This window comes from Sorangium sp. So ce1014, assembly GCF_051521505.1.
Taxonomy (GTDB): Bacteria; Myxococcota_A; Polyangia; order Polyangiales; family Polyangiaceae; genus Sorangium.
The window spans coordinates 3,427,684-3,450,181 of the sequence record NZ_CP150356.1; the positions used below are offsets into that span (position 1 = coordinate 3,427,684).

Here is a 22,498-nt window from a genome sequence, read left to right on the forward strand (position 1 = left end):
GTTGACGGGCCCTCAGCCCCGCAGCACCTCGCCCGCCTCGCCCTCGAACAGGAAGCCTTGGATCTCCGTCCCCCCGATCTCGCTCCGCTGCCGCGCCGAGCATGTAGGCAAGAACGGCCGCAGGACGCGCGGATCGTAGAACCGGAAATACAGCGCCTGCCCCGTCTCCTGCGCCGTGACGACGAGCGATCGCCGCAGCCGCTGCCGCACCTCGCGCAGCGGCCGCGCGCTCGTCAGGAACACGCCCCAGCTCTCGCCCCAGCCCTCGTTCACGAGCACCGGCAACAGCTCCGATCCCCGGTCGAGGTGGACGAGGTGCGGCGCGGCGCGCGCCATCGCCTCGCCCTGCGCGCCCTCGAACAGCGAGCGGTGCTCGTCCTCGCACGCGAGGAGCAACGGGTAGATGCGCCGATCGCGCGCGGCGTCCAGGATCGCGAACAGCGGCTCGGCCTCGGCGCGGAGCGCCTCGAGCGCCGACGCGCGCGCCGCGAGGAGGGCCGCCGGCGGCGGGCGGCCCGGCAGCACCGGCGGGAGCCTTGCGCGCACGTCGTCGGGCTGGATCCGGAGGAGGAAGCGCATCTCGCCCGCGACGAGCATGGCGCCGTCGCGCAGCACGGCCTCGCCCACAGGCTCGCCGTCGACCGTCGTCCCGCGGCGGCTCACGTCGCGGAGGCGGCACGCCTGCCCGTCCCACACGAGCTCGAAGTGCACAGGCGCCATCTGCGCGTCCTGCGAGAAGACGAGGTCCGCGCGCCCGGTGCGCCCCACGCGGAGCTCCTGCCCTTCCCGGAGGCGCACGCGCCGCCCCGCGAGCGACCCCGACGCGACGTGCAAGAGCGCCTTCATCGCCCCGAGCCCGCCTGCGACGCCGCCCACGCGCGCTGGCAGCTCTTGCACTCGAGGAACGGGATCCCCGTCTTCGCCGCGGCGACGAGCGCGTCGATCTCCGGCGTCGAGCCGATGAAGACCGTGGGGCACCCGGTCACGATCACCCCTTTCGGAGCGGTGCTGTCGCCGAGCCGCGCGGCCGGCTCGTCCTCGATGAAGACGTTGCTCGATCCGTCGTCGATCGCGCCCCCGCACGCCGTGGCGTCGCCCTCCCTCGCGGCGGGCAAGAAGCCGATGTTCACGGTCGTCGCGGCCGAGGTGATGGGCGACGGGGCCTGGACAGCCACGCACGCGTGCAGATCGGTCAGGCGGGCGGCGGGCGGCATCGGTCTCCTCTCGTCTCGTCTCGTCTCGTCGGGCTCGGCGGAATGGCGCGGTGGCGGCCACGGTCCCATGAGAATACGGCCTGTCCTTCGTACGTGGCCACGGGCGTGGCGCCCGCCGCGAGGATCTCGGCGAGCTTGCGCATCTCGAGCGGCCTCCTCCCGTCACGGCACCGGCGTGTCCCCGGGGTGCGCCTCGTCGGCCTTCTGGGGCGGGGAGGGGCTCGCGCCGGGGCCCGAGCCCGCCTCGCCGCCGCTGTTGATGTTCACGAGGGTCCCGACGATGTCGATGCCGCCGGGGTGGATGTCGATGAAGCCGCCCGGGCCCTTGATCGTGAGGCGCAGCCCGGCCTCCAGCACCATCGTCGCGCCCGCCTTGAGGTGGATCGCCGCGCCGGCGTCGAGCGCGTGGCTCTGCCCCACGCGCTCGTGCTGATTGACCATCACGGTGAGCGACGCGCTGCCGCTCACCTGCTCGCTCCGGTTCATCATGACGTGGACGTGCTCGCCGCCCATCACGAGGCGCTTGCGCGTGCCCTTCACCACCAGGTCCTCGTCGCCCACCACCGTCGAGAGCTTGTTGCGACCCGTGCGCTCCACCTGGTCGCGCTTGACCAGCTCGTGCTTGTCGCGCTGAGCCTGCGTGTAGACAAGCTCCATTCCGGCCTGGTCCTCGAACTTGATCTCGTTGTATCCGCCGGTGTGCGGGGACGAGCTGCTCTTCCAGGTGCTCACGGTCTTGCGGTCCGGCAGCTTGTACGGCGGGACCTGCTGGCCGTTGTGGGCCCGCCCCGCGACGATGGGCTGATCCGGATCGCCGTCGAGGCACGCCACCAGCACCTCCTGCCCCACGCGCGGCAGGAGGAACATCCCGTATCCTGCGCCCGCCCACCCCTGGCTCACGCGCATCCAGCAGGAGCTGTTGTCGTCGAAGCGGCCCTCTCGGTCCCACGCGAACTGCACGCGCACGCGCCCGTGCTCGTCGGTGTGGATCTCGGCGCCCGGCGGGCCCACGACGACAGCGCTCTGGAGCCCGAGCGCCTGCGGCTTCGGCGTCTTGCGCGGCGGGCGGTAGGGCACCTTCACGTCGGCGAAGACCGCGCGTCCCTGGACGGTCCACTCCTCGTCCGGCGAGCCGGTGATCGCGAGCGCCGTCACCAGCAGCCGGCCCGCGTCGATCTCGGTGTGCGGGTGGGGCTCGATCGTGAAGACGCGGCCCGGCGCGAGATCGACGACGTTGGTCTCGAAGCTCACGACGCGCCTGTCGCATCGCATCGCGGCGAGCACGCGCGCCGACAGGTCCTTCCCGTGCCGCTCCTCGTGCCGGTAAGGGCCCTTGTCGTCGGCGAGCGGCGTCCCGCCTCCCGCGCCGAGCGCCAGGAACGACCCGGGCTCGAAGCGGAACTGCTCGAGCTTCGCCTCCGGTCCGACCGGCGGCGCGAGCGGCGCGCTGGCCGAGAGCTCGAGCCTCGGCTTTCGGAACTCGTGGTCGCGCATCGTGACCTGGCCGGGCCGCACCTCGTGGGTGAGCCGGACCTTCGTCACGAATTCCTTCCCGGAGGTCTCGTTGGGGTTGTCGACGAACGGCAGCGCCCGCTGCGGCGGCTCGACGTGGAGCTTGTCGCTGAAGGTGAGCGTCGTGTTCGTCCCGCCGTCGTCGGGCAGCGTGAACGCGATCCCCGCCTCCTCGAGCAGCCGCGAGAGGAACGCGTAGTCGCTCTCGCCGTGCTGCATCCGGATCTCGAGCCTCGGGCACGCGGCGCGATCCACCTTCCACACGGGGACGATCGCCCACTCGGCGAGGAGCCTGTCCACGATCTCCGGGATCGACAGGTGCTGGTAGATCCGCTGCCCGCGTCGCTGCGTGAGCAGCCACAGCTTCGGCACGATGGTCAGCGAGTACGTCGAGAGCCCGGTCGGCTCGGGCTGCACCTGCTCCACCTGGCTGCACACGCCTTCCCAGAGCCGCTTGTCGAGCGTCGCGTGCAGGATCCCCGTCTCGATGCGCAGCGACGCCGTCTGGCCGATGAAGGAATCCATGTCCAGGTCCGGCCGCTTCGACATCGCGAGCACGGCGACGGTGAACAGCTCGGAGACGGCCTCCTGCACGGCGAACCGCCGGACGGAGAGCGAGGTCTCGCCGGACTCGAACGCGAGATCGAAGGTCGGCATGCTGGACGCTCCTCGGTGGAGCCGCAGGGCGCAGGGCCGGGCGGGGGCGCGAATGGTAGCCCAGCGAGCGCGCGCGTTGTCGACTTTGGCGGCGCGGTCCGCGCTCGCCGCTCCGATGTGCGCGCGGTGGCCGCGCTGCTCGCGCTCCTCTTCGGCCGCCCGCCGCGCGCGCGTCTCCCGCTGTCGAACCCTCAGGAGGCGCGCCGCTGCCTGACCTGCACCACCCGCCCCAGCGCCGCCGCCTGGAGCGCCGCCGGCTCGGCCTCCCGCTCGTCGATCGCCGGGTGCACCGCCGCGATGACCCGCGCCCGGAAGCGCGCTGCGAGCGGCAGATCCTCGGCGATCGAGGCCGGCAGGTAGATCACGAGCGGCTGCTTCTCTCCCGTCACGTGCAGGAGGGCGCGCAGGTGCGGTCCGCCGAGCACCCTGCGCTTCTGGTAATGGCGCTGCTCCAGGAGCGCGCGCTCCACCTGCTCGTTCGCGAGCTCCGCCCGGCCCTTCTTTCCGTGGGCGAGCGCCTCGCGGATCCTCCCGCACAGCGCCTCGGCGACGGCGGGCGCGCTCGAGACGCCCGGCGTGCCGAGGAACTTCTCGGCGACCCCGAGCGCGGTCGCGAGCGCCTCGTCGCCGGCCGCGAGCGGCGTCGCGGTGGAGATCAGCGCCTTCAGCGCCTCGACCTCGTCGAAGGACAACGAGAGCTCGCCCTCGACCAGCTCGAGCGGCGGCACCGGCGTGCCGCGCTTGCCGCCGGCGCGGGCGAACGCCGCGTGCACGCCCTCGACGTTGATGGCCGCGCCGCGATCGAGGATCTCGAAGATCTGCGCTCGATCCTCGATCTCGGCGGGCTCGTCGGAGAGGGCCGGATCGTCGGCCTCCGGGTCGAGGGGCTCGGCCTCCATCGCGTCGAGCAGGCGCTGCCAGGCCGGCTTGCGGACGATGCGCGGCACGCTCTTCCGGTCGAACCAGACGAGCGCCAGCGCATCCCGCTGCGTCGCCGCCGGCGCGATCGCGGCGCTCGCGTCCGCTGCCGCGCCCGCGCCCGCGAGCAACGCGCCGATGGTCCGCGGCGCCGCCGGCGCGTGCGGGATCATGCCCGCGGTGCTGGATCCGGGCTGCGGAGCGGCGGCCGCCCAGGGGCTCACCGGCTCGCCGGGCGAGACCTTCGCGATCGGCGGGGCAGACATCGGAGGAGCGGTGTTCGGAGGAGCGGTGTCCGATGGGGCGGAGGGGGGCGGCGCCGAAGGCGAGGCGACGAAGGGGAGAGGCACCTTCGACACGGTCTCGGTGAGCTCACGCGTCGCCTTCCCGATCGAGCTTGGCTTCGGCCGGAACGCGGGCGGCTCGGACGGCAGCGAAGCGGGCGGCGCGGGAGGGGGCGGCGGCGTGGGCGGTCCCGCGCGGAAGGGCATGACCGGCGCCTGCGGGGCGTCGGGTGATGGCGCCGAGGCGTCGATGGTCAGCGTCGATGCGCCGAGGGAGGGAGGCTTCACCCTGGGAGCGGCCGGCGCCACCCGCGGCGGCGCCTGGAGCCCCGGCGCAGAGGGGGTGGCTGCCTCGGCCGGGGCCTGCTTTGCGGGCCGCTCCAGCTCGACGCGCACCTGCCCGGCCTCCTTGGGGCTCGTGAGCGGGAGCTGGCCGCGCCAGGTCACCGTGCAAAGGAGGCGATCGGTGTCGATCACGAGCGTGTCGCCGCGCATGACGAGATCGCGCGGCCCGCCGGCGCGGCCGGTGACGGTCGCCCGCGGGCGGACGCCGGGCAGGCTGGTGACGAGGCGCGGGTGGCTGGGATGGAGGTTCTCGAGCACGATGCGCTCGTCGTCGCAGAGCTCCTGCAGGCGTTGATCGAGCGGAGCCACGTTGAAGAAGGAGCGATCGAAATCCTCGGGCAGCAGGTTCGAGAGGAGCGCGCCCGACGACCAGGCCACCGCGTGATTGCCGAGCCTGCGGTGCCGCAATGGCCAGGTGGGGGCGATGGGCCCGAAGCCCACCTCCGCGATGGAGTCGTCCGGGCTGGCCACGACCTGATCCACGGGAAGGAGGTTGGGGACGGTGGCCCTGCCGCGGTCGTCGCGCGCTTCGCGATGGAGGCCCGCAGGGTTCTCCGTGTCGGGCCCGCCCGCGGCGCGCTCGTAGGCGAGCGGCATCTTGGTGAAGCGCGCGCCCTCCTGGAGCTCGCCCTCCTGGGTGAACAGGCGATCACAGAACACCTGAATGGCTTTATCGATCTCGCCCACGACCATCCGCGCGACCAGCGACCGCGCGGGCCTGCCGCCGGGCGCGTGGGCGTGGCCGATGAGGACGACGTCGGCACCCTGCTTCAACGGCGCGAGATCGCTCGCCTCGATCAGGCTCCGCGCGGGGTCGTCGTCCCGGTGCGCGTCGCGCGAGCGGATCGGCTCCTGCGCGGGCGCGAGCGGCGACTCGGTCGGCGCGAGCGTGAAGGTCGCCTTGCAGACGACGGTGAGCACCCAGGTCGAGGCGCGCGCCTGCCAGAGGAGCGAGGCGACGGGGAGCGACCCGGCGGAGACGACATCCATAAGGGGACCTACCGTATCACCACTCGTCATTGTGCCGTAGTCTCCGCCGGGAGGGAGCGAGACATGCCTTCCATGCGGAGGACGGGGCGAAGGTCGCGTCGCGCGCTCTTGCTCGCGATGAGCGGCGTGCGGGTCAAGGACGAGGAGCTCGCGCGCCTGGGGCTGACGCTGCCGGGCTTCGTCGAGCGCAGCGAGGTCATCGCGTCGCTGCCGAGCCTGGGGCTGCTCACGCTCGCCGCGCACACGCCCGAGGGCTGGGAGGTGGAGTACCGCGAGCTCGACGCCGTGACCGAGGCGGACGTCGCTCAGCTCGTGGACGGCCGGTACGATGTCATCGCCGTCTCGTCGCTCGCGGCGCGCGTGCTCGACGCGTACGCGCTCGCCGACCGGCTGCGCGCCGAGGGCGTGACCGTGGTCCTCGGCGGCCTGCACGCCTCCGCGCTCCCGGACGAGGCGGCGCAGCACGCCGATTCGGTCGTCCAGGGCGAGGGGGAGCTGCTCTGGCCGGCGCTGCTCCACGACCTCGACGAGGGCCGGCTGCGCCCGCGCTACAGCGCCCGGAGCGGCGCGTCGCCCGCGTTCCGGCTCGAGGACGCGCGGGCGCCGCGCTACGACCTGCTCGATATCGGGCGGTACAATCGGCTCACGCTCCAGACCACGCGCGGGTGCCCGCTCGCCTGCACCTTCTGCGCCGCCTCCCGGCTGATCAGCCCTTACAAGCGCAAGCCGATACCGCTCATCCGCCGCGAGCTCGACGCCATCGTCGAGGTGTGGCCGCGGCCGTTCATCGAGCTCGCGGACGATAACACGTTCGTGCAGAAGCCCTGGGCGCGGGAGCTCGCGCGGCTCTTCGCCGAGTACAACGCGCGGCGCACGCATGCGATCGCGTGGTTCACCGAGACGGACATCTCGGTCGCCGACGATCCGGAGCTCCTCGACCTGCTCGCCGAGGCCAACTGCGCCGAGCTGCTCATCGGCCTCGAGTCGACCGACCCCGCCGCGCTCCGGGCCGCGGAGCCGCGGGGGTTCAAGGCCGCCGAGCGGGCCCGCTACGTCGACTCGGTCGGCCGCATCCAGGAGCGTGGGATCCCGGTGAACGGCTGCTTCGTGCTCGGCTTCGACGAGGACGACGGCGGCGTCTTCGAGCGCACGCTCGCGTTCGCCCGCGAGTGCGATCTCGCCGAGGTGCAGATCACGGTGCTCACGCCGTTCCCGGGCACCGCGCTCCACCGCGCGCTCGCGGCGCAGGGGCGGCTGCTCCGCCCCGTGTTCTGGGACGCGTGCACGCTCTTCGACGTGACCTTCAGGCCTGCGCGGATGAGCGTGGAGGAGCTCGAGCGGGGGTTCCGCTGGCTGATGGGCGAGCTCTACAGTCCGGAGGAGACCGCGCGCCGGCGGAGCCGGTTTCGGCGCGCCACGCGCGCCCGCAGAGGACGACATGCGCAACCCTGATCGACCTTCGTTCGCCCGCGCCGCGGGGCTGCTGCTCACCTTCCGGCTCTCGCGCGAGGAGCTCGCGCGCCTCGACGGGCGGCACCTCGCGCTCGGCCTGGCCTGCACCTGGCTCGTCGGCGTCGGGCGGTACTGGGACGACCCGGTGGCCAGCGCCTGGCGCAAATCCGGCCTCGGCTCGATCGTCTATGCTGCCGTCCTGTGCGCCTTCCTGTGGATCGTCGTGGCGCCGCTCCGGCGCCCGGGCGAGCCGTGGCTCTCGTACACGAAGCTCCTGACCTTCATCACGATGACGGCGCCCCCGGCGGCGCTCTATGCGATCCCGGTCGAGCGCTTCATTTCCATGAGCGCGGCCATCCAGGTGAACCTCGGGTTCCTCGCGGTGGTCGCCAGCTGGCGCGTCGCGCTGCTCGTCCGCTATCTCTCGCGCGGCGTGGGGTTGCGCTGGCCGGCGGTGATCGTCGCGACGCTCCTGCCCCTCGCGCTCATCGTGATGGGCCTCACGTACTTCAACCTCGCCGACGGTGTGATCTCGATCATGGGAGGGTTGCGCGAGCGGGGCGAGACCGCGGACGACGGCGTCAACGGCGTCCTTTTCGTGCTCGCGCTGCTGTCGTATCTCGCGGTGGTCCCGCTCCTGCTCGCGTACGGGGTGCTCGTGGTGAAGGCGCGGTGGTGGCGGGGCAGGCCGAGGCGCGCGCGGCCGTGATGAGCCCCGCCACGTCAGCCATGCTCCGCTACGGCGCGGAGGACCTGTCGGCATGCGGTGACGAGGGGCGCTGACCGCCTCGAGCGGCCGCGAAGGGGCCGCTCACGGCATCAAGTGGAGCATCGCCATCATCCCCATGTCCGCGTGGTCGAGGATGTGACAGTGGAACATCCACATGCCGGCGCGGTCGTCGAACGGGATGGCGATCCGCACGGTCTCTCCAGGCACGAGGTTGACGGTGTCGCGCCATGCGCGCACGGGCGGCGCGGCGCCGTCGATGTCGAGCACTTGAAAGAAGAACCCGTGCAGGTGGAATGGGTGATCGTAGTTGGTGGTGTTGGTCAGCGTCCAGACCTCGACCGTGTTCGTCTCCGCAAGCAGCATGAGCGAGCCGTCGGTCTGGCCGTTGATCCCGAGCACCGATCCGTCGGGACTGCCCTGCTCCATGAACTCCACCGCCTGTCCTCGCGCGCCCGTGGTGCCGATCGACGCAATCTCGGTCAGGCGCTCGGGAAGCGGCGGCGCGCCGTGCCCCGGAGGCTCGTCGACGAGATCGAGACGCATGAGCTCCCTGGGCAGCTCCTCGATCGGCAGGTGGAATCGGTTCGCGTCGAGGAGCGGGAGCACCACCGACTCGCCCTCGACGGGCAGCATGTAGAGCTCCGCGCGCTCCCCCGGCACGAGCGTCACCTCGTCCACCGGTAGCGGGCGCTCCAGGAGGCCCCCGTCTCCGCCGATCTGCACGAGCGGCTGGCCGGGCACGGCGAAGCGGAGGTAGTGGGCGCGCGCCGCGTTCACGACGCGCCAGCGCTGCGGCACACCCGCCCGCGCCGCGACCGTCGGCAGGATCTTCCCGTTGACCAGCACGGTCGAGCCCTCGCGCCCGAAGTAATCGCCGAACCATCCGCTCTCGTCGGCAGGGGCGAGCGAGCCGTCTTTCTCGATGCTGATGTCGCTCATCACGAGCAGCAGATCGTCGCCGAACGGCGCCTCCTCCGCGGTCTCCTCGACAATGAACGCGCCGTAGAGGCCTGCGCCGACCTGGGCGCTCGAGCGAATGTGCGGGTGGTACCAGAAGGTGCCCGCGTCGTGCACCTCGAAGGAGTACTCGAAGCCTTCACCCGGCTCGATGGGCTTCTGCATGTGCTCCGTCCCATCCATCGTCGCCGGCACGCGCAGGCCATGCCAGTGGACGGTCGTCGCCTCGGGCAGGTGGTTCTGGACCTTCACCACCACGCGGTCGCCCTTCTTCGCGCGGAGGGTCGGACCGGGGAGCATCCCGTTGTAGGTCCAGACCTCGGTCGTGAGCCCCGGAATCACCTCGAGCTCGACCGCCTTCGCCTCGAGGTGCACCTCGACAACATCGGGCGCGGGGTCGTGGTCCTCGGCGTCCGGCAGGCGCAACGCGTCGTCCCAGCCCGCCGGCTGCCGGAGGTCCGGCGGCGCGACTTCCTCGCCGCAACCGGCGAGCAGGGCCACGAGCAGCAGGAAAACCGCAATCTCTGCGGCGCTGCGCGCCGGGGACACGCATCCTTTGCGCCTTGCGCGCGGCCCTTTGCGTCTTGCGCGCGACAAGGCGCGTCCGATCCAAAGCATGCGCCTCCCCTCTGCAAGGCGTGATCCGCCACGCAGCTCGGCGAGCTGCTCCGCCGCGAGGGGCTGCACGAGGCTATGCGTGTGGGGTCAGGGGGCGCAGCCGATCCGCTCCGACGCGACCGCCACATCGTCGTACCACATCGAGCGCGAGGGGCCGTGGAAGCCGAGGTAGCCGAAGCTGAACGTCTTGAAATCGTGCTTCTTCCAGCCGGCCTTGTCGATGATCTTGTCGCCGTTGGCGTAGACTTGCACGTTGCCCTGGGGGCCGTCGAAGTAGGCCTCCATGCAATGCCAGGTGTCCTTGGGGAGCTTCGTGCCGCTCCCGCACATCGCGGTGGCCCCCTCGGAGAGGACGAGCTCGTCGTGCAGGTTCAAGAGGATCTGGCAGAACTGCTCGGCGATCTCCACGTTGTCGCCCGCGTTGGGATCGCCGTCGCCGGTCATCGCCTGGAAGTAGGCGTTGTGACCGGACTGGCCGATATCCACGCTGCTGCGCACGTAGAGCCGGACCCAGAACGTCGGCCCGGGCGTATCGACGGAGAGCATCCTCCAGTCGTATCCGCTGACGCCCGGCTTCACGTGCAGCGAGCTCGCGCCGGCACGGAAGGTGGCTGTGTCGATCACCATGTTGGTCGCCGCCTGATCCGCCTGGTACGAGGGGCGGTACGTGGCGCCCTCGGGGAGCCCCGCATCCTCGAACCCGGAGCAGAACGTCGCGCTCGGCGGGCACGCGCCGGTCGGCGTCCCGGTGCCGCTGCTCGACGTGCTGGCTGCGCCCCCCGAGCCGCTGCTGGCGCTGCTGGCGCTGCCGCTGGCGCTGGCGCTGCTGCTGCTGGCGCTGCCGGTGCCGGTGCTGGCGCTGCCGGTGCCGGTGCTGGCGCTGCCGCTGCCGCTGGCGCTGCTGGCGCCGCCGCCGCTGCCCGCGACGGGGGTGCCCGAGCTCACGCTCTCGGAGCCGCCAGCGCCGCCGGCGCCGCCGTCCCCTCCGTCGCCCGAGCCGTCGCAGCCCGCCGCGACGGACATCGCCCCGACGAGGGCAACACAGGAGATCCAACCCGAAGCAAAGCGTGCAGTCTCGCGATGAAAAGTCATGTGAATACTCGAAGGTGAAGGGACCCGTCACCGAAGATGCGCGCTGCCGCAGCGCAGCAGCGCGGCGCGTTCGCCGGCAGGCCTGAGTGAAACCGCTGCTTGCGCCGGAGCGAGATCAGCGCTCCGGCGCGACAGGCAGCTCTTAGCAGAACTGGCCCCTCCCCGGGAGCCGTTCTTGCGGGTTTGCGGCAGATCCTGGGGCGAGTCGGCCCCCCGCGCGCTCGCCGACACGTCGGCCGTGGACCAAGCCGCGCACGACCGCCCGCCGCAGCGCGGCGTCCGCCCCATCGCGCGGCGCGCCGTCGCGGAGCGCCGACGCCCGGCCTCGACCGCAACGGCAGCCGGGCGCGCTGCACGAGCGCACCAGGCTGCCCTTGCAGGGCGCGACACGACGACGCGGCCGGGCGGGGCGAGCGCGGGTCCGCGGGCGGACCGAGACGGATTCGCCAGGTTCGTCGACCTCGACCTTCAGTCACATTCGTACTTCCACATGCAGACGCCCTGCTCGTCCGTGAGACCGGACCCGTGGTATTGGTGCCAGCACGTCATTCCATTCGGGCACGTGGCGTTCTCGTCGCAGGGCAACGAGCAGATCGAGTTGCACGCGGGGCTGGCGGTTCCGCTCTGCGGCTGCGGGCAGTCCTCCGCCGTTTCGCACTCGTAGATGCAGAGCGCCGCCACATCGCACCACGTCGATCCATCGTCCTGTCTCTCGGTCACGCTCGACACCATGCATGCGCGCTCTGCGCCGCCCGGTCCGGGATCCGGGCAATGGGTGGGGAGGAAGTCCTCGCCCCCGGGAGCAACGCAGGCAGCCCACGGCCCTTCGGTAGCCCCCTCGACGGAGGTCGCCAGGTGAACTTCCACGATCGGATCGACATGGCTGTCGACGCACGCCGCCTGTGCGGACGCGAAGGCCATCGACAAGCCAAGAGTCCAGAGCTTCGTCACCATGATCTTCATTGGGTCCTCCACGCCGAGCGCCGGAGCGCCCGGCGTCAAGATGTCCTGCGCTGAGGTCACGGCAGCTGTCCTTTTCGGCTCATGGCAGCACGACCTCCACCCCGAGAGACGCGCCCAAGAACGGGCGACCCCACGTTTCGGTCGCACGACCTGCGGCGTCGATCACGATGCGCGGCGCCGCGATCCCGGCGAGCAAGTGCTCGCTGATTCGCAGGCGCGGAATCGGCGCGAACGAGAGCCCCGCGCGCAGGTAGGGCGCGAGCGCGAACGCGTCCTTCGACGTGCCGACGTACTCGGGCGAGCGGCCTTCGCCCTCGACGTGCAGCCAGGCGGCGGCGAGCCCCGCGCCGACCGAAGGCAGCCACATTGCGTCGGTGGGGCCGACCGGGACGCGCACCCCCAGGGCGGCAAGCGCCACCCGCGCGCGCCGCGCGCCCTCCTTGCCCTCGCGGCGCACGCTGGCGAGCGGGATCTGGACGAAGGTGGAGAGCCCCAGTCGAGGCCCGATCATCGCGTATCCCGACACGTCCAGCATCGGGGAGGCGCCCAGGCCGCCCGCGCTCCACAGCAGCGCGGGCGCCGCCCCGACGCCGAACGTCGTCGGTGCTCTTCGGGTCGCGCCTGGCCTGGATGGCGGAGAAGGGGGCGCGTGGGAGGTGCCGCCGGCTCGCGGGCGCGCGGCGGCGACGGGCGCAGGCTTGGCCGGCGGCGGTCGCTGCGCGTCGACGGCGGTGCGGGCCTCCGGATCGGCGTCGACCTCGCCCCGCGACGGCTGCGGCGAGCGCGCCTCCAGGAGGCTCGCGCGCAGGAGCTCCACCGCGCGAATCGCGACCGTGGCGGGATCGTCGGCCATCACGGTGCGCTGGACCGACTGGCCCGTCGCACCATCGGCGATCGAGAGATCGACGCCACCCGGCACCTCCGTCGCGCGGATCACCGCCGCCGCTCCGTCCTCTCCCGCGCTCGCCTCGATGGGCCCCTGTGAGGGCGGATCGGCGCCGCCCCGCACGACCACCACCGTGAATCCGAGCGTGGCGAGCTCGGCGTAGACGCGGGCCATGATGGGGTCCGTCCGGCGATCGGCGATCAGGACGACCTTCGGGCGTGAAGGCTCCGGTGGTACGGCGCGCGCCTCGGATGCGATGAGGAGACAGAGCCCGAGCGCCCAGGCACCGCCGTGCGCCGCGCGAGCCGGCCTTCGAGGTCGCACTCACTCCTCCTCGAGAAGACCCTTGGCGTGCGCGGCGTGGGGCCCCGCCGGATAGCGCGCCAGGTAGCGGCGCGCAGCCTCGCGGGCCCCGCTGGCCGAGCCCATCAACTCCCGGCATTCGATGACCCTCCCGAGCGCTTCCTGCGCAAAGGATCCGTCCGGTTGCTCTCCGAGGTACACGCCGAACCAGCGCTCGGCCTCGGCGTACGATCGCCGCTGGTCGAACGCCATCCGGCCGAGATGGAAGGCGGCCTTCGCCGCCTCGTCCGAGCCCGCGAATCGGCTCCGCGTCGCGGTGAGCGCTGCCGCGGCGCGCGCCGGCTTCCCGGAGAAGCGCGCGGCGTCGGCGAGCATCAGCAGATCCGCCGCGCTCGCGCGGGCGACGAGCCCGTCGAAGCCCTCGGCCTCGGCGGCCGTCATGGCCTCTTTGTACTTGTCGGCGGCGACGAGGTCGCGCCAGCTCGGCCGGCGCGGGGAGGCGTCCGCGGCCTTCGCGACCCTCGCGCTGTCGCCGGTCGCCGCCTGGGCCGGCCCGGAGGCCGCCGGAGCGATGGGCGCGGAAGACGGCGGAGGCGGGGCGTCGGCGCGCGGTTCCCCGCGCGTGAGCTCGAAGCGCTGCTCTTTGCAGAAGACCGCGAGCGTCTCTCCCGCAACGACGGTGCGCCGCCCCCCCACGAGCGGCCCCGACACGGACACCGATCCTTCCCGCAGCACAAGCTTGAGCTCCTCGTTCACCGGGGACCAGCTCAGCTCGAAGCGCGTGCCGGTCACCAGCACGTCGAACGGACCGACGTTGAAATTCCAGGCGCTCGTCGCGGTGTGGGTCACCGTCGCCGTGAGCCGGCCGCCTTCCAGCAGCACCCGCGCCCCACGAGCGTCGGCGGCCACCACGCGCGCCCGGGCGTTCGCGTCGAGCGCGAGCGACGTGCCGTCCGAAAAGCGGACCGGCAGAGGAGCCTCCGCGGTGGCGGCGATCCACGTCCCGACGTGCCCTTGCGCCGATCCGACCGCGAACGAGAGCGACCTCGACGAGGGGAGCAGGACGAGGAGCAGCACCGCACAGGCCCCTGCCAGGGCCACGAAGGCCGCGGGCGCGATCCACCGAGGGCGCGAGGGTCCGAGGCGGGCGGCCCCGGGGCGGGTGGATCCGCCGGCAGCGCTCTCCAGGAATCGTTCGCGCGCGCCATCGAGATCCTGCGCCGCGAGCTCCTCGTCCTGGGCGCGGCGGAGCTCACGAAGACGATCGAGCGAGGGACGATCGCGCATGACGGGCCTCATTTCAGCCACTCTTCGAGGGCGGGTTGGTCTCGCGCCGCCTCGAGGAAGTGGACCTCCGCGCGGGCCAGCCTTCGCTTGATGGTCGCGAGCGAGACGCCGCACGCGTCGGCGACCTCCTGGAGGTCCATCCCCTCGATGCGCCGCAATGCGAACGCGATGCGCTCGTCGGCCGGGAGCCGCTCCAGCGCTCGATAGGTCGCGCGCAGCGCCTCGTGCGCTTCGCCTTCATACGGGCGCTCCACGAGGGGTGGGAGCTCGTCGGGGGCGAAGAAGAGGAGCCATTTCCGGCGTGCGCGCCGCTGGATGCAGGTCCGCGCCGTGAACACGGCGACCGACGTGATCCACGCCTTCAGCGCGGCCGGATCGCGCAGGGTGTCGAGGGAGGACAGCGCGCGGACGAAGGCGTCGTGATGAGCGTCGGAGAGGTCGCGCCTGCCGCCGAGCAGCCGGCCGAGGACGCGGAGCACGTGCCCGGAGAAGCGCTCGTGGAAGACGGAGAGCGCGGCAGGATGCCTCGCGCGGAGACCCTCCACGAGCGCCTCGTCGCTCGCATAGGCGACCACGCCGAGTCGTCGAGGGGGGGCAAGGGCTCGGGCGCGCATCACCATGATCGTAGGGCTCCGCTGGAAATGACCGAACGCCTCATGCCGCCTCGTGAGCCGACCGGACCCCTTGAAGTCACGGCAGCGTCGCAAGACGGCTCACCGCGGAGGAAATCCGCCGGATCGGCCGGACGCCGGGCCGCCCGCCACGCCGGAGGCCCAGATGAAGCTCAGCGCCCCTCTCGCGCCGGCCAACAAGTTCTGGAAATGGGACCACAGGGATAGTAAGGGCCGTGGTTTCCCGGATCTCAGCAAGGAGGAGGCGGATGACCTCTACAAGCACTGGAAAGAGCTCGGCGAGCCTGGTCCGGACAGGAAGAGGTCCCGCGGCAAGCGTGACCGCGACGGCGGCGACAGTCTTGGCGGCCGCGGCGACCTCTTCGACTGGCTGATCCCGTTCCCGCCCGCGCCGATCTGCCTGCTCAATCCTGCCTCCTGCGGATGCCCGCCCGAAGCTCAGGTGCCAAGTTGACCATGGTCGTGCTCAGGGTTGATGGTGAACACCTCGATGTGGAGCAGTGTCTGACGTGGATTCCAGAGACGGCGATCGAGGCAGTCTGGCGCGTGGGCGAGAGGCGAGTTGGCAGCAAAATCAGCGCCACATCCGGGTTCAACCTTCTGTTGTCGGACAACGAAGATGCGTTGATCGCGGTCGAAGAGGCGATGCGTGTGTTTCTCTCGCTCGCGCCACGGATCGCTGCCTTGGTGCAATCCGGGGCGACGGCCGAGGTCGACTTCGCGCTGTTCATCGAGGCCATGAGCGCGAGATCCATCCGGCTCGATCCGGGCGTGCTGCGCGCGGTAGGACAGCACGGCGTGAGCCTCGTGGTCAGCGCCTACCCCTGCGCCGACCCTGAAGACTCTCCGACGCATCTTGACTGAGCCCGCTCGCCCGTGAGCGGCGAGGGACTACGCGCCTCCGCCAGGCCGCCCGCCAGGCCGCCGGCCCGCCCGCGCGCCCCGAAGCCCCGTCCGCCCGCGCCCCTCGGCGCAGGCCAACTCCACACAGGCTCGCCCGCCCGGAGCAAGCCGATCAGACCTTGCGCGGTTCTCCATCTCCACTATGCGTTTCAGGATGGGTTGTTCCCTGCGTACGGAGAGACCGCAGGCGTGATGAGCGACGGGATGAAACAGCGGTGCAGCGAGGAACGAGCGGAAGGGCGCGACTTCATCGAACGCCTGGAAGACCTCACGATCGTGAGACCCGTGGACGACTCCGAGGAACGTCTCCTCCAGGACACCGAGCTCCTGAAGCAGGAGCTCACGCGCGCGAGCTCAGGGCGCGAGTCCGGGCTGATGCGGCTCCTCGCGGCGCGGGTCGCGATGAACTGCGCCTTCCAGTTCTGGGGCCTGCTCGACGCCGACGGCACGAACTGGGAGTCGAACTATGCCTCGGTCCGCGGCGCCGGCGTGGAGCGGAGGGAAGTGCACGGAGTGCCGTTCTGGGACTGCCGCTGGTGGCAAGGCGCGCCCGAGGCCCAGCAGCGGCTGAAGGACGCGGTGCGGCGCGCGGCGCGCGGCGAGTTCGTCCGGTACGACGTCGAGATCCTCGGGGGCAGCGAGGGAGAGGAGATCATCACCATCGACTTCAACCTGAAGCCCGTCAAGGACCGTCAAGGCAACGTCGTCTTCATGATCGCCGAGGGGCGCGACGTCACCGAGCAGCGGCGGCTCGAGCGGGAGGTGGCGCGGCACAGGGACGAGCTCGCGACGCTCGATCGCCTCAAGACGGAGTTCGTGGCCAACGTGAGCCACGAGTTCCGCACCCCGCTCACCCTCATCCTCGGGCGCGTCGAGGACGCCCTGTCCCGCCCGGCGGGGTCGCTCTCGGGCGAGGCCCTCGCCGCCGTGCACCGGAGCACCCTCCGGCTCCTCCGGCTCGTCAACACGCTGCTCGACTTCTCCCGCATCGAGGCGGGGCGCCTCCAGAGGTCGTTCGAGCCCACCGACCTCGCGCGGCTCACCGAGGAGCTCGCGAGCTCCTTCCGCTCGCTCGTCGAGGGCGCGGGCCTGTCGCTCGTCGTGGACTGCCCGCCGCTGCCGGAGCCCGTCTACGTCGACAGGGCGCAGTGGGAGAAGATCGTGTCGAACCTCGTGTCGAACGCCTTCAAGTTCACGTTCGAAGGGGAGATCGCGGTCTCGCTCCTGCCCCAGCTGGCCCACGTCGAGCTGTGCGTGCGCGACACCGGCACCGGGATCCCGGCGGACGAGCTCCCGCGCATCTTCGAGCGGTTCCACCGTGTGCACGGCGCGCGCTGCCGGAGCATCGAGGGCACCGGGCTCGGGCTCGCCCTCGTGCAGGAGCTCGTCCAGGTGCACGGCGGCTCCCTGCGCGCCTCGAGCGAGCCGGGGCGGGGGAGCGCGTTCACCGTGTCGATCCCGAGGGGCCGCGCGCACCTGCCGCCCGAGCGCGTCGCCGCGGCGGCGGGGCCCGCGCCCTCGCCGGCGAGCACGAACCTCCACGTGATCGAGGCGTCGCAGTGGTCTCCGCGCGGCTGCGACGGCGCGGCGCCCGCGGGGCTCGACGCGCACGCGCGCGCCGTGGCCGCGCCGGGGCCGGGCCCGCGGGAGGGCGAGGGCCGGATCCTCGTCGCCGACGACAACGCGGACATGCGCGAGTACCTCGTCCACCTCCTCGCGCCCCGGTGGAGCGTGGAGGTGGCCTCCGACGGGCGGGCGGCCCTCGCGGCCGCGCTGGCGCGCCCGCCGGACCTCGTGGTGAGCGACGTGATGATGCCAGGGCTCGACGGCGTGGCCCTCGTCCGGGAGCTCCGGGCCGACCCGAGGACGAGCATGGTCCCCGTGGTGCTCGTGTCCGCGCGCGCGGGCGACGAGGCCGTCGTCGAGGGGCTCGACATGGGGGCGGACGATTACCTGGTGAAGCCGTTCTCGGCGCGCGAGCTCCTCGCCCGCGTCCGGACGCAGATCGAGATGGCGCGGATGCGGCGGAGGGCGGCCGAGGCCGCGGAGCGGGAGCGCGCGCTGGAGCTGCCGCGCTTCCTGGACGCGGCGAGCGTGGTGCTCGCCGATTCGCTGGACTATCCGACGACGCTCGCCCGGGTCGCGCAGCTCGCGGTGCCCGTGCTCGCCGACTTCTGCCTCGTCGACCTGCTCGACGAGGAGGAGGGCGCCTTCCGGCGGGTGGGTGTGGCCTGCGCGGATCCCGCGCAGTCCGCCCTGGCCGAGGAGGCGAAGCGCTTCACACCCAGGCTCGACGGCAGCCGCGAGCACCCGCCGACCCGGGTGTTCGTGGAGCGGAAGTCGTTGCTCATCGAGCATTTCACGGACGAGGACATGCGCGCCATCGCGCACAACGAGGAGCACTTCCGGGTGATCCAGGCCATGGGGGGGCGCTCGTCCATGTGCGTCCCGCTGGCGCGGCGGGGTCGGCTCTTCGGGACGCTGACGTTCATCGCCGCGCAATCCGGGCGCCGGTACACCCGGGACGACCTCTCGGCCGCGGAGGAGCTCGCGCGCCGCTGCGCGCTGGCCGTGGACAACGCGCGTCTGTACAAGGACGCCCAGAGCGCGATCGCCCTGCGCGACGAGTTCCTCTCGATCGCCTCTCACGAGCTGAAGACGCCGCTCACCCCGCTCTCGCTGCAGATCCAGATCCTGACGCGCCGGGCGCCGGAGCTGTGCCCCGACAAGGAGCGCCTCGCGTGGCTCACGGACCGGCTCGGGCTCGTTCGCCGTCAGGGCGAGCGGCTGAGGCGGCTCGTCGACAACCTGCTCGACATCTCCCGCATCTCCGCGGGGCGCATCGCCCTCGAGCTGGAGCCCGTCCGGCTGTCCGAGATCGTCCGGCAGGTGGTGTCCCGCTTCCACGAGGGCGGTGAGATCGCGGAGTCGGGCTCCCGGGTCACGGTGAGCGCGGACGACGACGCCGCCGGCAACTGGGATCGGCTGCGGCTCGAGCAGGTCGTCGACAACCTCGTCTCGAACGCGCTCAAGTATGGTCAGGGCAAACCGCTCGAGATCGCCGTCACCTCGACGGATTCGATGGCCACGTTCACGATCGCGGATCACGGTATCGGGATCGCGCCCGAGCACGTCGGGCGGATCTTCGGGCGGTTCGAGCGGGCCGTGTCGGCGCGGCACTATGGCGGTCTGGGAATGGGTCTTTACATCACGAAGCAGCTGGTCGAAGCGCTGGACGGCTCGATCGAGGTGAGCTCGGTCCCGGGCGAGGGCTCGACCTTCAAGGTCACCTTGCCGCTGGCCGGCCCTGGCGCCTCGGGCCCGCGAAGCCGGCCGGGCTCGGGGATCGGCTGAGGCGACCTTCGCGAGCGGGCTTCGCGGCCCGCCCGCGGGCGCAGCGCCGCTGGACCCTGCTGCTTCGGGAAGAGAGCGACTGCGCATGACGATGAGCCGCCCCAGCAAGCGTATCTTGATCGTCGATGACGACGCCGCGATCCGCCGGACATTGAGCGAGCTCCTGGAAGACGAGGGCTATGGGGTCGCGTCGGTCGCGAACGGGCGTGAGGCCCTGGAGTATCTGCGGGACGATCCGTCGTCGATCTCGCTGGTCCTGCTCGACCTGATGATGCCAGTCATGGACGGGTTCCAGTTCCGGGCCGAGCAGAAGAGCGACCCGATGCTCGCCTCGATGCCCATCGTGGTGATGACCGCGCGCGGCGGGACGGACCGCGCCGGGATCGACGCGGACGCGGTGATCAGCAAGCCGTTCGATGTCCTGAAGCTGATGGACACCATCGAGCGGAGCTGCCGGAGAGACTGAGCCGCCAGCGCCTGGAAGGCCGACCGGGGCGGGAGATCCGCTCGGCATGATGGGTGAAGCCCGGCGTGGGTTCGAGGGGCCTATCAAGATTCCCCCCTCGATCCGGCGATGTTCGCGAGCACCGCGAGCAGCTCGGCCGTCTCGATGGGCTTGGGGACATGGGTGTTGAACCCGGCCCGCAGGGCGCGCATGCGGTCCTCCGTGCGCGCATAGGCGGTGAGCGCGATCGCCGGGGTCCGCCCCCCGCTGCTCGCCGGGAACGCGCGGATCTTGCGGATCAGCGCGTAGCCGTCCTCGCCGGGCATGGCGATGTCGGACACGAGCACGTCGGGCCGCAGCGCCTTGAGCGCGAGCAGCGCCTCGGCGGTCGACGCCACGGCCGTCACCTGCGCGCCGCACTGCTCCAGCATCGTGACGAGGAGCTCGCGCGTGTCGTCCTCATCGTCCACGATGAGCACGTTCAGCCCCTCGATCTCCGGAGGACGATCGCTCCCGCCGGGGGTGCCCGGCAGCGACATCATCCGGCGATCCCGGGCGTGGCTCGGCACCACCGCGAGCGGCAGCCGGACGATGAACGTCGCGCCCCGCACCTCCCCGTCGCTCAGCGCCTGGACCGTGCCGCCGTGCATCTCCACGAGGCTCTTCACGATCGTGAGCCCGAGGCCCAGCCCCCCGTGCTTGCGGGTGGTGCCGCTCTCGGCCTGCCGGAACTGCTCGAACACGAAGGGCAGGAACGCAGCGTCGATGCCCTGACCGGTGTCGGACACGACGATCTCGGCCGACGCCTCGGAGCGCTCGAGCCGGATGCGCACGACCCCGCCCCGCGACGTGAACTTCACCGCGTTGCTGAGGAGGTTCCAGATGACCTGCTGCAGCCGGCCCGCGTCCCCCGCGACAGGGCCCACCCCGGGATCGAGGAGCGGCTCCAGCCGCACCCCCTTGGCGTCGGCGGCCGGGCGCACCACCTCGAGCGCGGCGTCGATCACCGCCACGAGATCCATCGGCTGGACCTCCAGCCGGAGCTTGCCGGCCATGATGCGCGAGATGTCGAGCAGATCGTCGATCAGCTGCGCCTGCGCCAGCGCGTTGCGCTCCACCGTCTCCAGCGCCTTCTCGCGACGATCCTCGGCGAGCTTGCCGGTACGCAGCATCCGGATCCAGCCGAGGACCGCCGTGAGCGGCGTGCGAAGCTCGTGGCTCATCGTCGCCAGGAACTCGTCCTTCAGGTGGCTCGCGGCCTCGGCCTCCTGCCTCGCCGTCTGCGCCGCGGCGAGCAGGCCTTGCCGCTCCTCCTCGGCGCGCCTGCGCGCGGTGATGTCGAAGAACGAGGAGACGACGCCCACCACCGCGCCGTCCGAGCTGCGGAGCGGCTGCGCGTTCACCGACAGCCACAGGACCGAGCCGTCCTCCCGCTCCATGCCGAGCAGGACGGCCGACTGGGGCGCGCCGGTCCGGAGCGCGACCTGCGCGGGGTACATCTCGAACGGGAACAGCGAGCCGTCCTCGCGCACGATCTTGCTCGACGGATCCAGCAGCGTCGACCCCACGAGCTGCGCCAGAGGCCGCCCGAGGATCCGCTCGGCGCTCGCGTTCGCGGTGCGGATGACCCCGCGCTCGTCCTGGAGCGTGACGCCCTCCTCGAGCGCGCTGATGATCACGCGATAGCGCTCCTCGCTGTCCCGGAGCGCTTGCTCCGCCTCGAGCGCGTCGGTCTCGTCGCGCGTGATCAGCACGGCGCCGGCGGGCGATCCGTCGGCGTGCCGCAGCGGCGACGCGGTCCCGGCGAGCGCGCGGATCGAGCCGTCCGGGCGCGTCACGAGCCAGCGCGCGTTCTCGACCTTCTCGCCCCGGATCGCGCGGTAGAGAGGATCCTCGTCGGGCCGCAGCGGCCGGCCGTCCAGCGCGAGCAGCCCGTTCGCCCGGAGCGCCTCGATCGCGGCGCTCGCGTCGCGCGCGTACACGCCGTGCTGCCGCTGGGCCTCCACGTTGCAGATGCGCAGCGCCCCGCGCTCGTCCGTCGCCATGATGCCGTCGCCGCTCTGCTCGATGAGCGCGCGCAGCAGATCGCGCTCCACCGCCGCGATCCGTTCGGCGCGCTCGGCCCGCTCGCGGAGCCGCTTCGAGCGCAGGAGCGCACCGACGCGCGCCGACAGAGCGGCCGCGGGGCAGGGCTTGATCACGTAGTCGTCGGCGCCCGCGGTGAGCCCCTCGACGAGGTCCTGCTCGTGCCCGGCCACGGTCAAGATGAGGATCGGGAGCCCGACCGTGGCGGGGCGCGACCGGAGCAGGCCGCAGATCTCGGTGCCCGACATGCCCGGCATCACCTGGTCGAGCACGAGGACGTCCGGGAGATCGCTCCCCGTCACGCGCTCCAGCATCACCGCGGCGTCCGTGAAGACCTGGACCTCGTACCCGGCCGCGAGCGAGCACGCCGCCATCTCGGCCTCCAGCGGCGAGTCGTCGAGGATCCACACGACCGCGCGCGGCGCGCGCTCGCTCGGAGGCGGCTCCGTGCCCCCGCCCCGGGCGCCTCGCGCGGCCGGAGCCGCGTGGCGCCGCGGCGTGGCGTTCGCTTCGCGCGTCGCGTCGGCGAGCACGGAATCCATCGTTGTCGGCCGATTCATCGTTCTCCAGGAGCAGCAGGGGCCGTGAGACTCCACCTCCTCCCGCTGAGGAGCCGCTCTCCGGATTGAACCGGGGCGCGGATCAGGCATTGGCTTTCCAAGAGTCGTGGCCGCCCAATCTCATCTGATCGAGCGCCTGCGGCGACGCAAGCCCGATGCGCTGAAATGCGTGCTGTCGCGTTCTGCTACGTTTCGCGTCCGCCGCGCGCCGCGCGGCACGTAGCAGAACGCGCCCTTTCACCCCCGGCGCCGGCCGGACGCGCCGCCCGACGAGCGCGTCTCCGCCGCGCCTCGATCGCGGCGCTCGGGGC

16 protein-coding genes and 2 pseudogenes are annotated in these 22,498 nt (G+C 72.1%); 7 read left to right on the forward strand and 11 right to left on the reverse strand.

The genetic code is table 11. The annotated features are described in order from the left end of the window. Positions 1-12 precede the first annotated feature (12 nt). From WME75_RS13150 to WME75_RS13165, 4 genes and pseudogenes are all read right to left on the reverse strand, one after another. On the reverse strand, positions 13-876 hold the full coding sequence (locus tag WME75_RS13150; RefSeq protein ID WP_437490195.1) for a DUF4123 domain-containing protein: 864 nt from the start codon (positions 874-876) through the stop codon (positions 13-15). An 80-nt stretch (positions 877-956) separates the two neighbouring features. Continuing rightward, positions 957-1,214: pseudogene (locus WME75_RS13155) on the reverse strand (PAAR domain-containing protein); the annotation flags it as partial. A gap of 162 nt (positions 1,215-1,376) precedes the next feature. After that, positions 1,377-3,383: a type VI secretion system Vgr family protein gene (locus WME75_RS13160; protein ID WP_437490197.1), complete on the reverse strand. Its 2,007-nt coding sequence runs from the start codon at positions 3,381-3,383 to the stop codon at positions 1,377-1,379. A gap of 191 nt (positions 3,384-3,574) precedes the next feature. Continuing rightward, positions 3,575-5,920, reverse strand: coding sequence for a DUF2169 domain-containing protein (locus WME75_RS13165; protein WP_437490198.1), 2,346 nt, complete (start codon positions 5,918-5,920; stop codon positions 3,575-3,577). A gap of 63 nt (positions 5,921-5,983) precedes the next feature. Here WME75_RS13165 and WME75_RS13170 point away from each other — a divergent pair, with 63 nt between their 5' ends. Together WME75_RS13170 and WME75_RS13175 are read left to right on the forward strand one after the other, a co-directional pair. After that, positions 5,984-7,372: a B12-binding domain-containing radical SAM protein gene (locus WME75_RS13170; protein ID WP_437490200.1), complete on the forward strand. Its 1,389-nt coding sequence runs from the start codon at positions 5,984-5,986 to the stop codon at positions 7,370-7,372. Continuing rightward, positions 7,359-8,081 carry a hypothetical protein gene (locus WME75_RS13175; protein WP_437490202.1) on the forward strand — a complete coding sequence of 241 codons (723 nt, stop codon included), beginning with the start codon at positions 7,359-7,361 and terminating at the stop codon, positions 8,079-8,081. Before WME75_RS13170 ends, WME75_RS13175 begins: the two co-directional genes overlap by 14 nt. 102 nt (positions 8,082-8,183) lie before the next feature. Here the strand turns inward: WME75_RS13175 and WME75_RS13180 are convergent, their stop codons facing one another. Further along, complete coding sequence (locus WME75_RS13180) at positions 8,184-9,608, reverse strand: multicopper oxidase family protein (RefSeq protein WP_437490204.1); 1,425 nt, start codon at positions 9,606-9,608, stop codon at positions 8,184-8,186. Between the two features lie 156 nt (positions 9,609-9,764). Further along, positions 9,765-10,319, reverse strand: a pseudogene (locus WME75_RS13185) (hypothetical protein); the annotation flags it as partial. Positions 10,320-10,344: 25 nt separating this feature from the next. Between WME75_RS13185 and WME75_RS13190 the strand changes: the two are divergent. After that, the gene (locus WME75_RS13190; protein WP_437495115.1) at positions 10,345-10,761 is read left to right on the forward strand and encodes a hypothetical protein; all 417 of its coding nucleotides are present in this window, start codon (positions 10,345-10,347) and stop codon (positions 10,759-10,761) included. Between the two features lie 476 nt (positions 10,762-11,237). Here WME75_RS13190 and WME75_RS13195 read toward each other — a convergent pair whose 3' ends face one another. The 4 genes from WME75_RS13195 to WME75_RS13210 are packed head-to-tail and all read right to left on the reverse strand — an operon-like array spanning position 11,238 to position 14,822. After that, positions 11,238-11,792: a hypothetical protein gene (locus WME75_RS13195; RefSeq protein ID WP_437490206.1), complete on the reverse strand. Its 555-nt coding sequence runs from the start codon at positions 11,790-11,792 to the stop codon at positions 11,238-11,240. 19 nt (positions 11,793-11,811) lie between these two features. Then, positions 11,812-12,942, reverse strand: coding sequence for a hypothetical protein (locus WME75_RS13200; RefSeq protein WP_437490208.1), 1,131 nt, complete (start codon positions 12,940-12,942; stop codon positions 11,812-11,814). Next, positions 12,943-14,208, reverse strand: a complete 1,266-nt coding sequence (locus WME75_RS13205) for a FecR domain-containing protein (protein WP_437490210.1) — start codon at positions 14,206-14,208, stop codon at positions 12,943-12,945. 8 nt (positions 14,209-14,216) lie between these two features. Further along, positions 14,217-14,822, reverse strand: a complete 606-nt coding sequence (locus WME75_RS13210; RefSeq protein WP_437490212.1) for an RNA polymerase sigma factor — start codon at positions 14,820-14,822, stop codon at positions 14,217-14,219. 163 nt (positions 14,823-14,985) lie between these two features. Here WME75_RS13210 and WME75_RS13215 point away from each other — a divergent pair, with 163 nt between their 5' ends. The 4 genes from WME75_RS13215 to WME75_RS13230 all read left to right on the forward strand — a co-directional run bounded on the left by WME75_RS13215 (position 14,986) and on the right by WME75_RS13230 (position 19,563). Further along, the gene (locus WME75_RS13215) at positions 14,986-15,294 is read left to right on the forward strand and encodes a hypothetical protein (protein ID WP_437490214.1); all 309 of its coding nucleotides are present in this window, start codon (positions 14,986-14,988) and stop codon (positions 15,292-15,294) included. Next, positions 15,291-15,704: a hypothetical protein gene (locus WME75_RS13220; protein ID WP_437490216.1), complete on the forward strand. Its 414-nt coding sequence runs from the start codon at positions 15,291-15,293 to the stop codon at positions 15,702-15,704. The genes WME75_RS13215 and WME75_RS13220 overlap by 4 nt, the downstream gene beginning before the upstream one ends. Before the next feature lie 243 nt (positions 15,705-15,947). Further along, positions 15,948-19,097 (forward strand): ATP-binding protein, encoded by a 3,150-nt coding sequence (locus WME75_RS13225; RefSeq protein WP_437490218.1) that lies wholly within the window; start codon positions 15,948-15,950, stop codon positions 19,095-19,097. Positions 19,098-19,188: 91 nt separating this feature from the next. Continuing rightward, on the forward strand, positions 19,189-19,563 hold the full coding sequence (locus WME75_RS13230; RefSeq protein ID WP_437490220.1) for a response regulator: 375 nt from the start codon (positions 19,189-19,191) through the stop codon (positions 19,561-19,563). 83 nt (positions 19,564-19,646) lie between these two features. On the opposite strand, the gene WME75_RS13235 is transcribed toward WME75_RS13230, so the two are convergent. Next, positions 19,647-22,187 carry a hybrid sensor histidine kinase/response regulator gene (locus WME75_RS13235; RefSeq protein ID WP_437490222.1) on the reverse strand — a complete coding sequence of 847 codons (2,541 nt, stop codon included), beginning with the start codon at positions 22,185-22,187 and terminating at the stop codon, positions 19,647-19,649. Between the last annotated feature and the right edge of the window lie 311 nt (positions 22,188-22,498).

What these genes read in the sequence shown, in the direction of transcription:
- WME75_RS13160 (WP_437490197.1), bottom strand. Translation starts at nt 3,383, where the DNA reads ATGCCGACCTTCGATCTCGCGTTCGAGTCCGGCGAGACCTCGCTCTCC.
- WME75_RS13165 (WP_437490198.1), bottom strand. Translation starts at nt 5,920, where the DNA reads ATGGATGTCGTCTCCGCCGGGTCGCTCCCCGTCGCCTCGCTCCTCTGG.
- WME75_RS13170 (WP_437490200.1), top strand. Translation starts at nt 5,984, where the DNA reads ATGCCTTCCATGCGGAGGACGGGGCGAAGGTCGCGTCGCGCGCTCTTG.
- WME75_RS13175 (WP_437490202.1), top strand. Translation starts at nt 7,359, where the DNA reads ATGCGCAACCCTGATCGACCTTCGTTCGCCCGCGCCGCGGGGCTGCTG.
- WME75_RS13205 (WP_437490210.1), bottom strand. Translation starts at nt 14,208, where the DNA reads ATGCGCGATCGTCCCTCGCTCGATCGTCTTCGTGAGCTCCGCCGCGCC.
- WME75_RS13210 (WP_437490212.1), bottom strand. Translation starts at nt 14,822, where the DNA reads ATGCGCGCCCGAGCCCTTGCCCCCCCTCGACGACTCGGCGTGGTCGCC.
- WME75_RS13215 (WP_437490214.1), top strand. Translation starts at nt 14,986, where the DNA reads ATGAAGCTCAGCGCCCCTCTCGCGCCGGCCAACAAGTTCTGGAAATGG.
- WME75_RS13225 (WP_437490218.1), top strand. Translation starts at nt 15,948, where the DNA reads ATGAAACAGCGGTGCAGCGAGGAACGAGCGGAAGGGCGCGACTTCATC.
- WME75_RS13230 (WP_437490220.1), top strand. Translation starts at nt 19,189, where the DNA reads ATGAGCCGCCCCAGCAAGCGTATCTTGATCGTCGATGACGACGCCGCG.
- WME75_RS13235 (WP_437490222.1), bottom strand. Translation starts at nt 22,187, where the DNA reads ATGAATCGGCCGACAACGATGGATTCCGTGCTCGCCGACGCGACGCGC.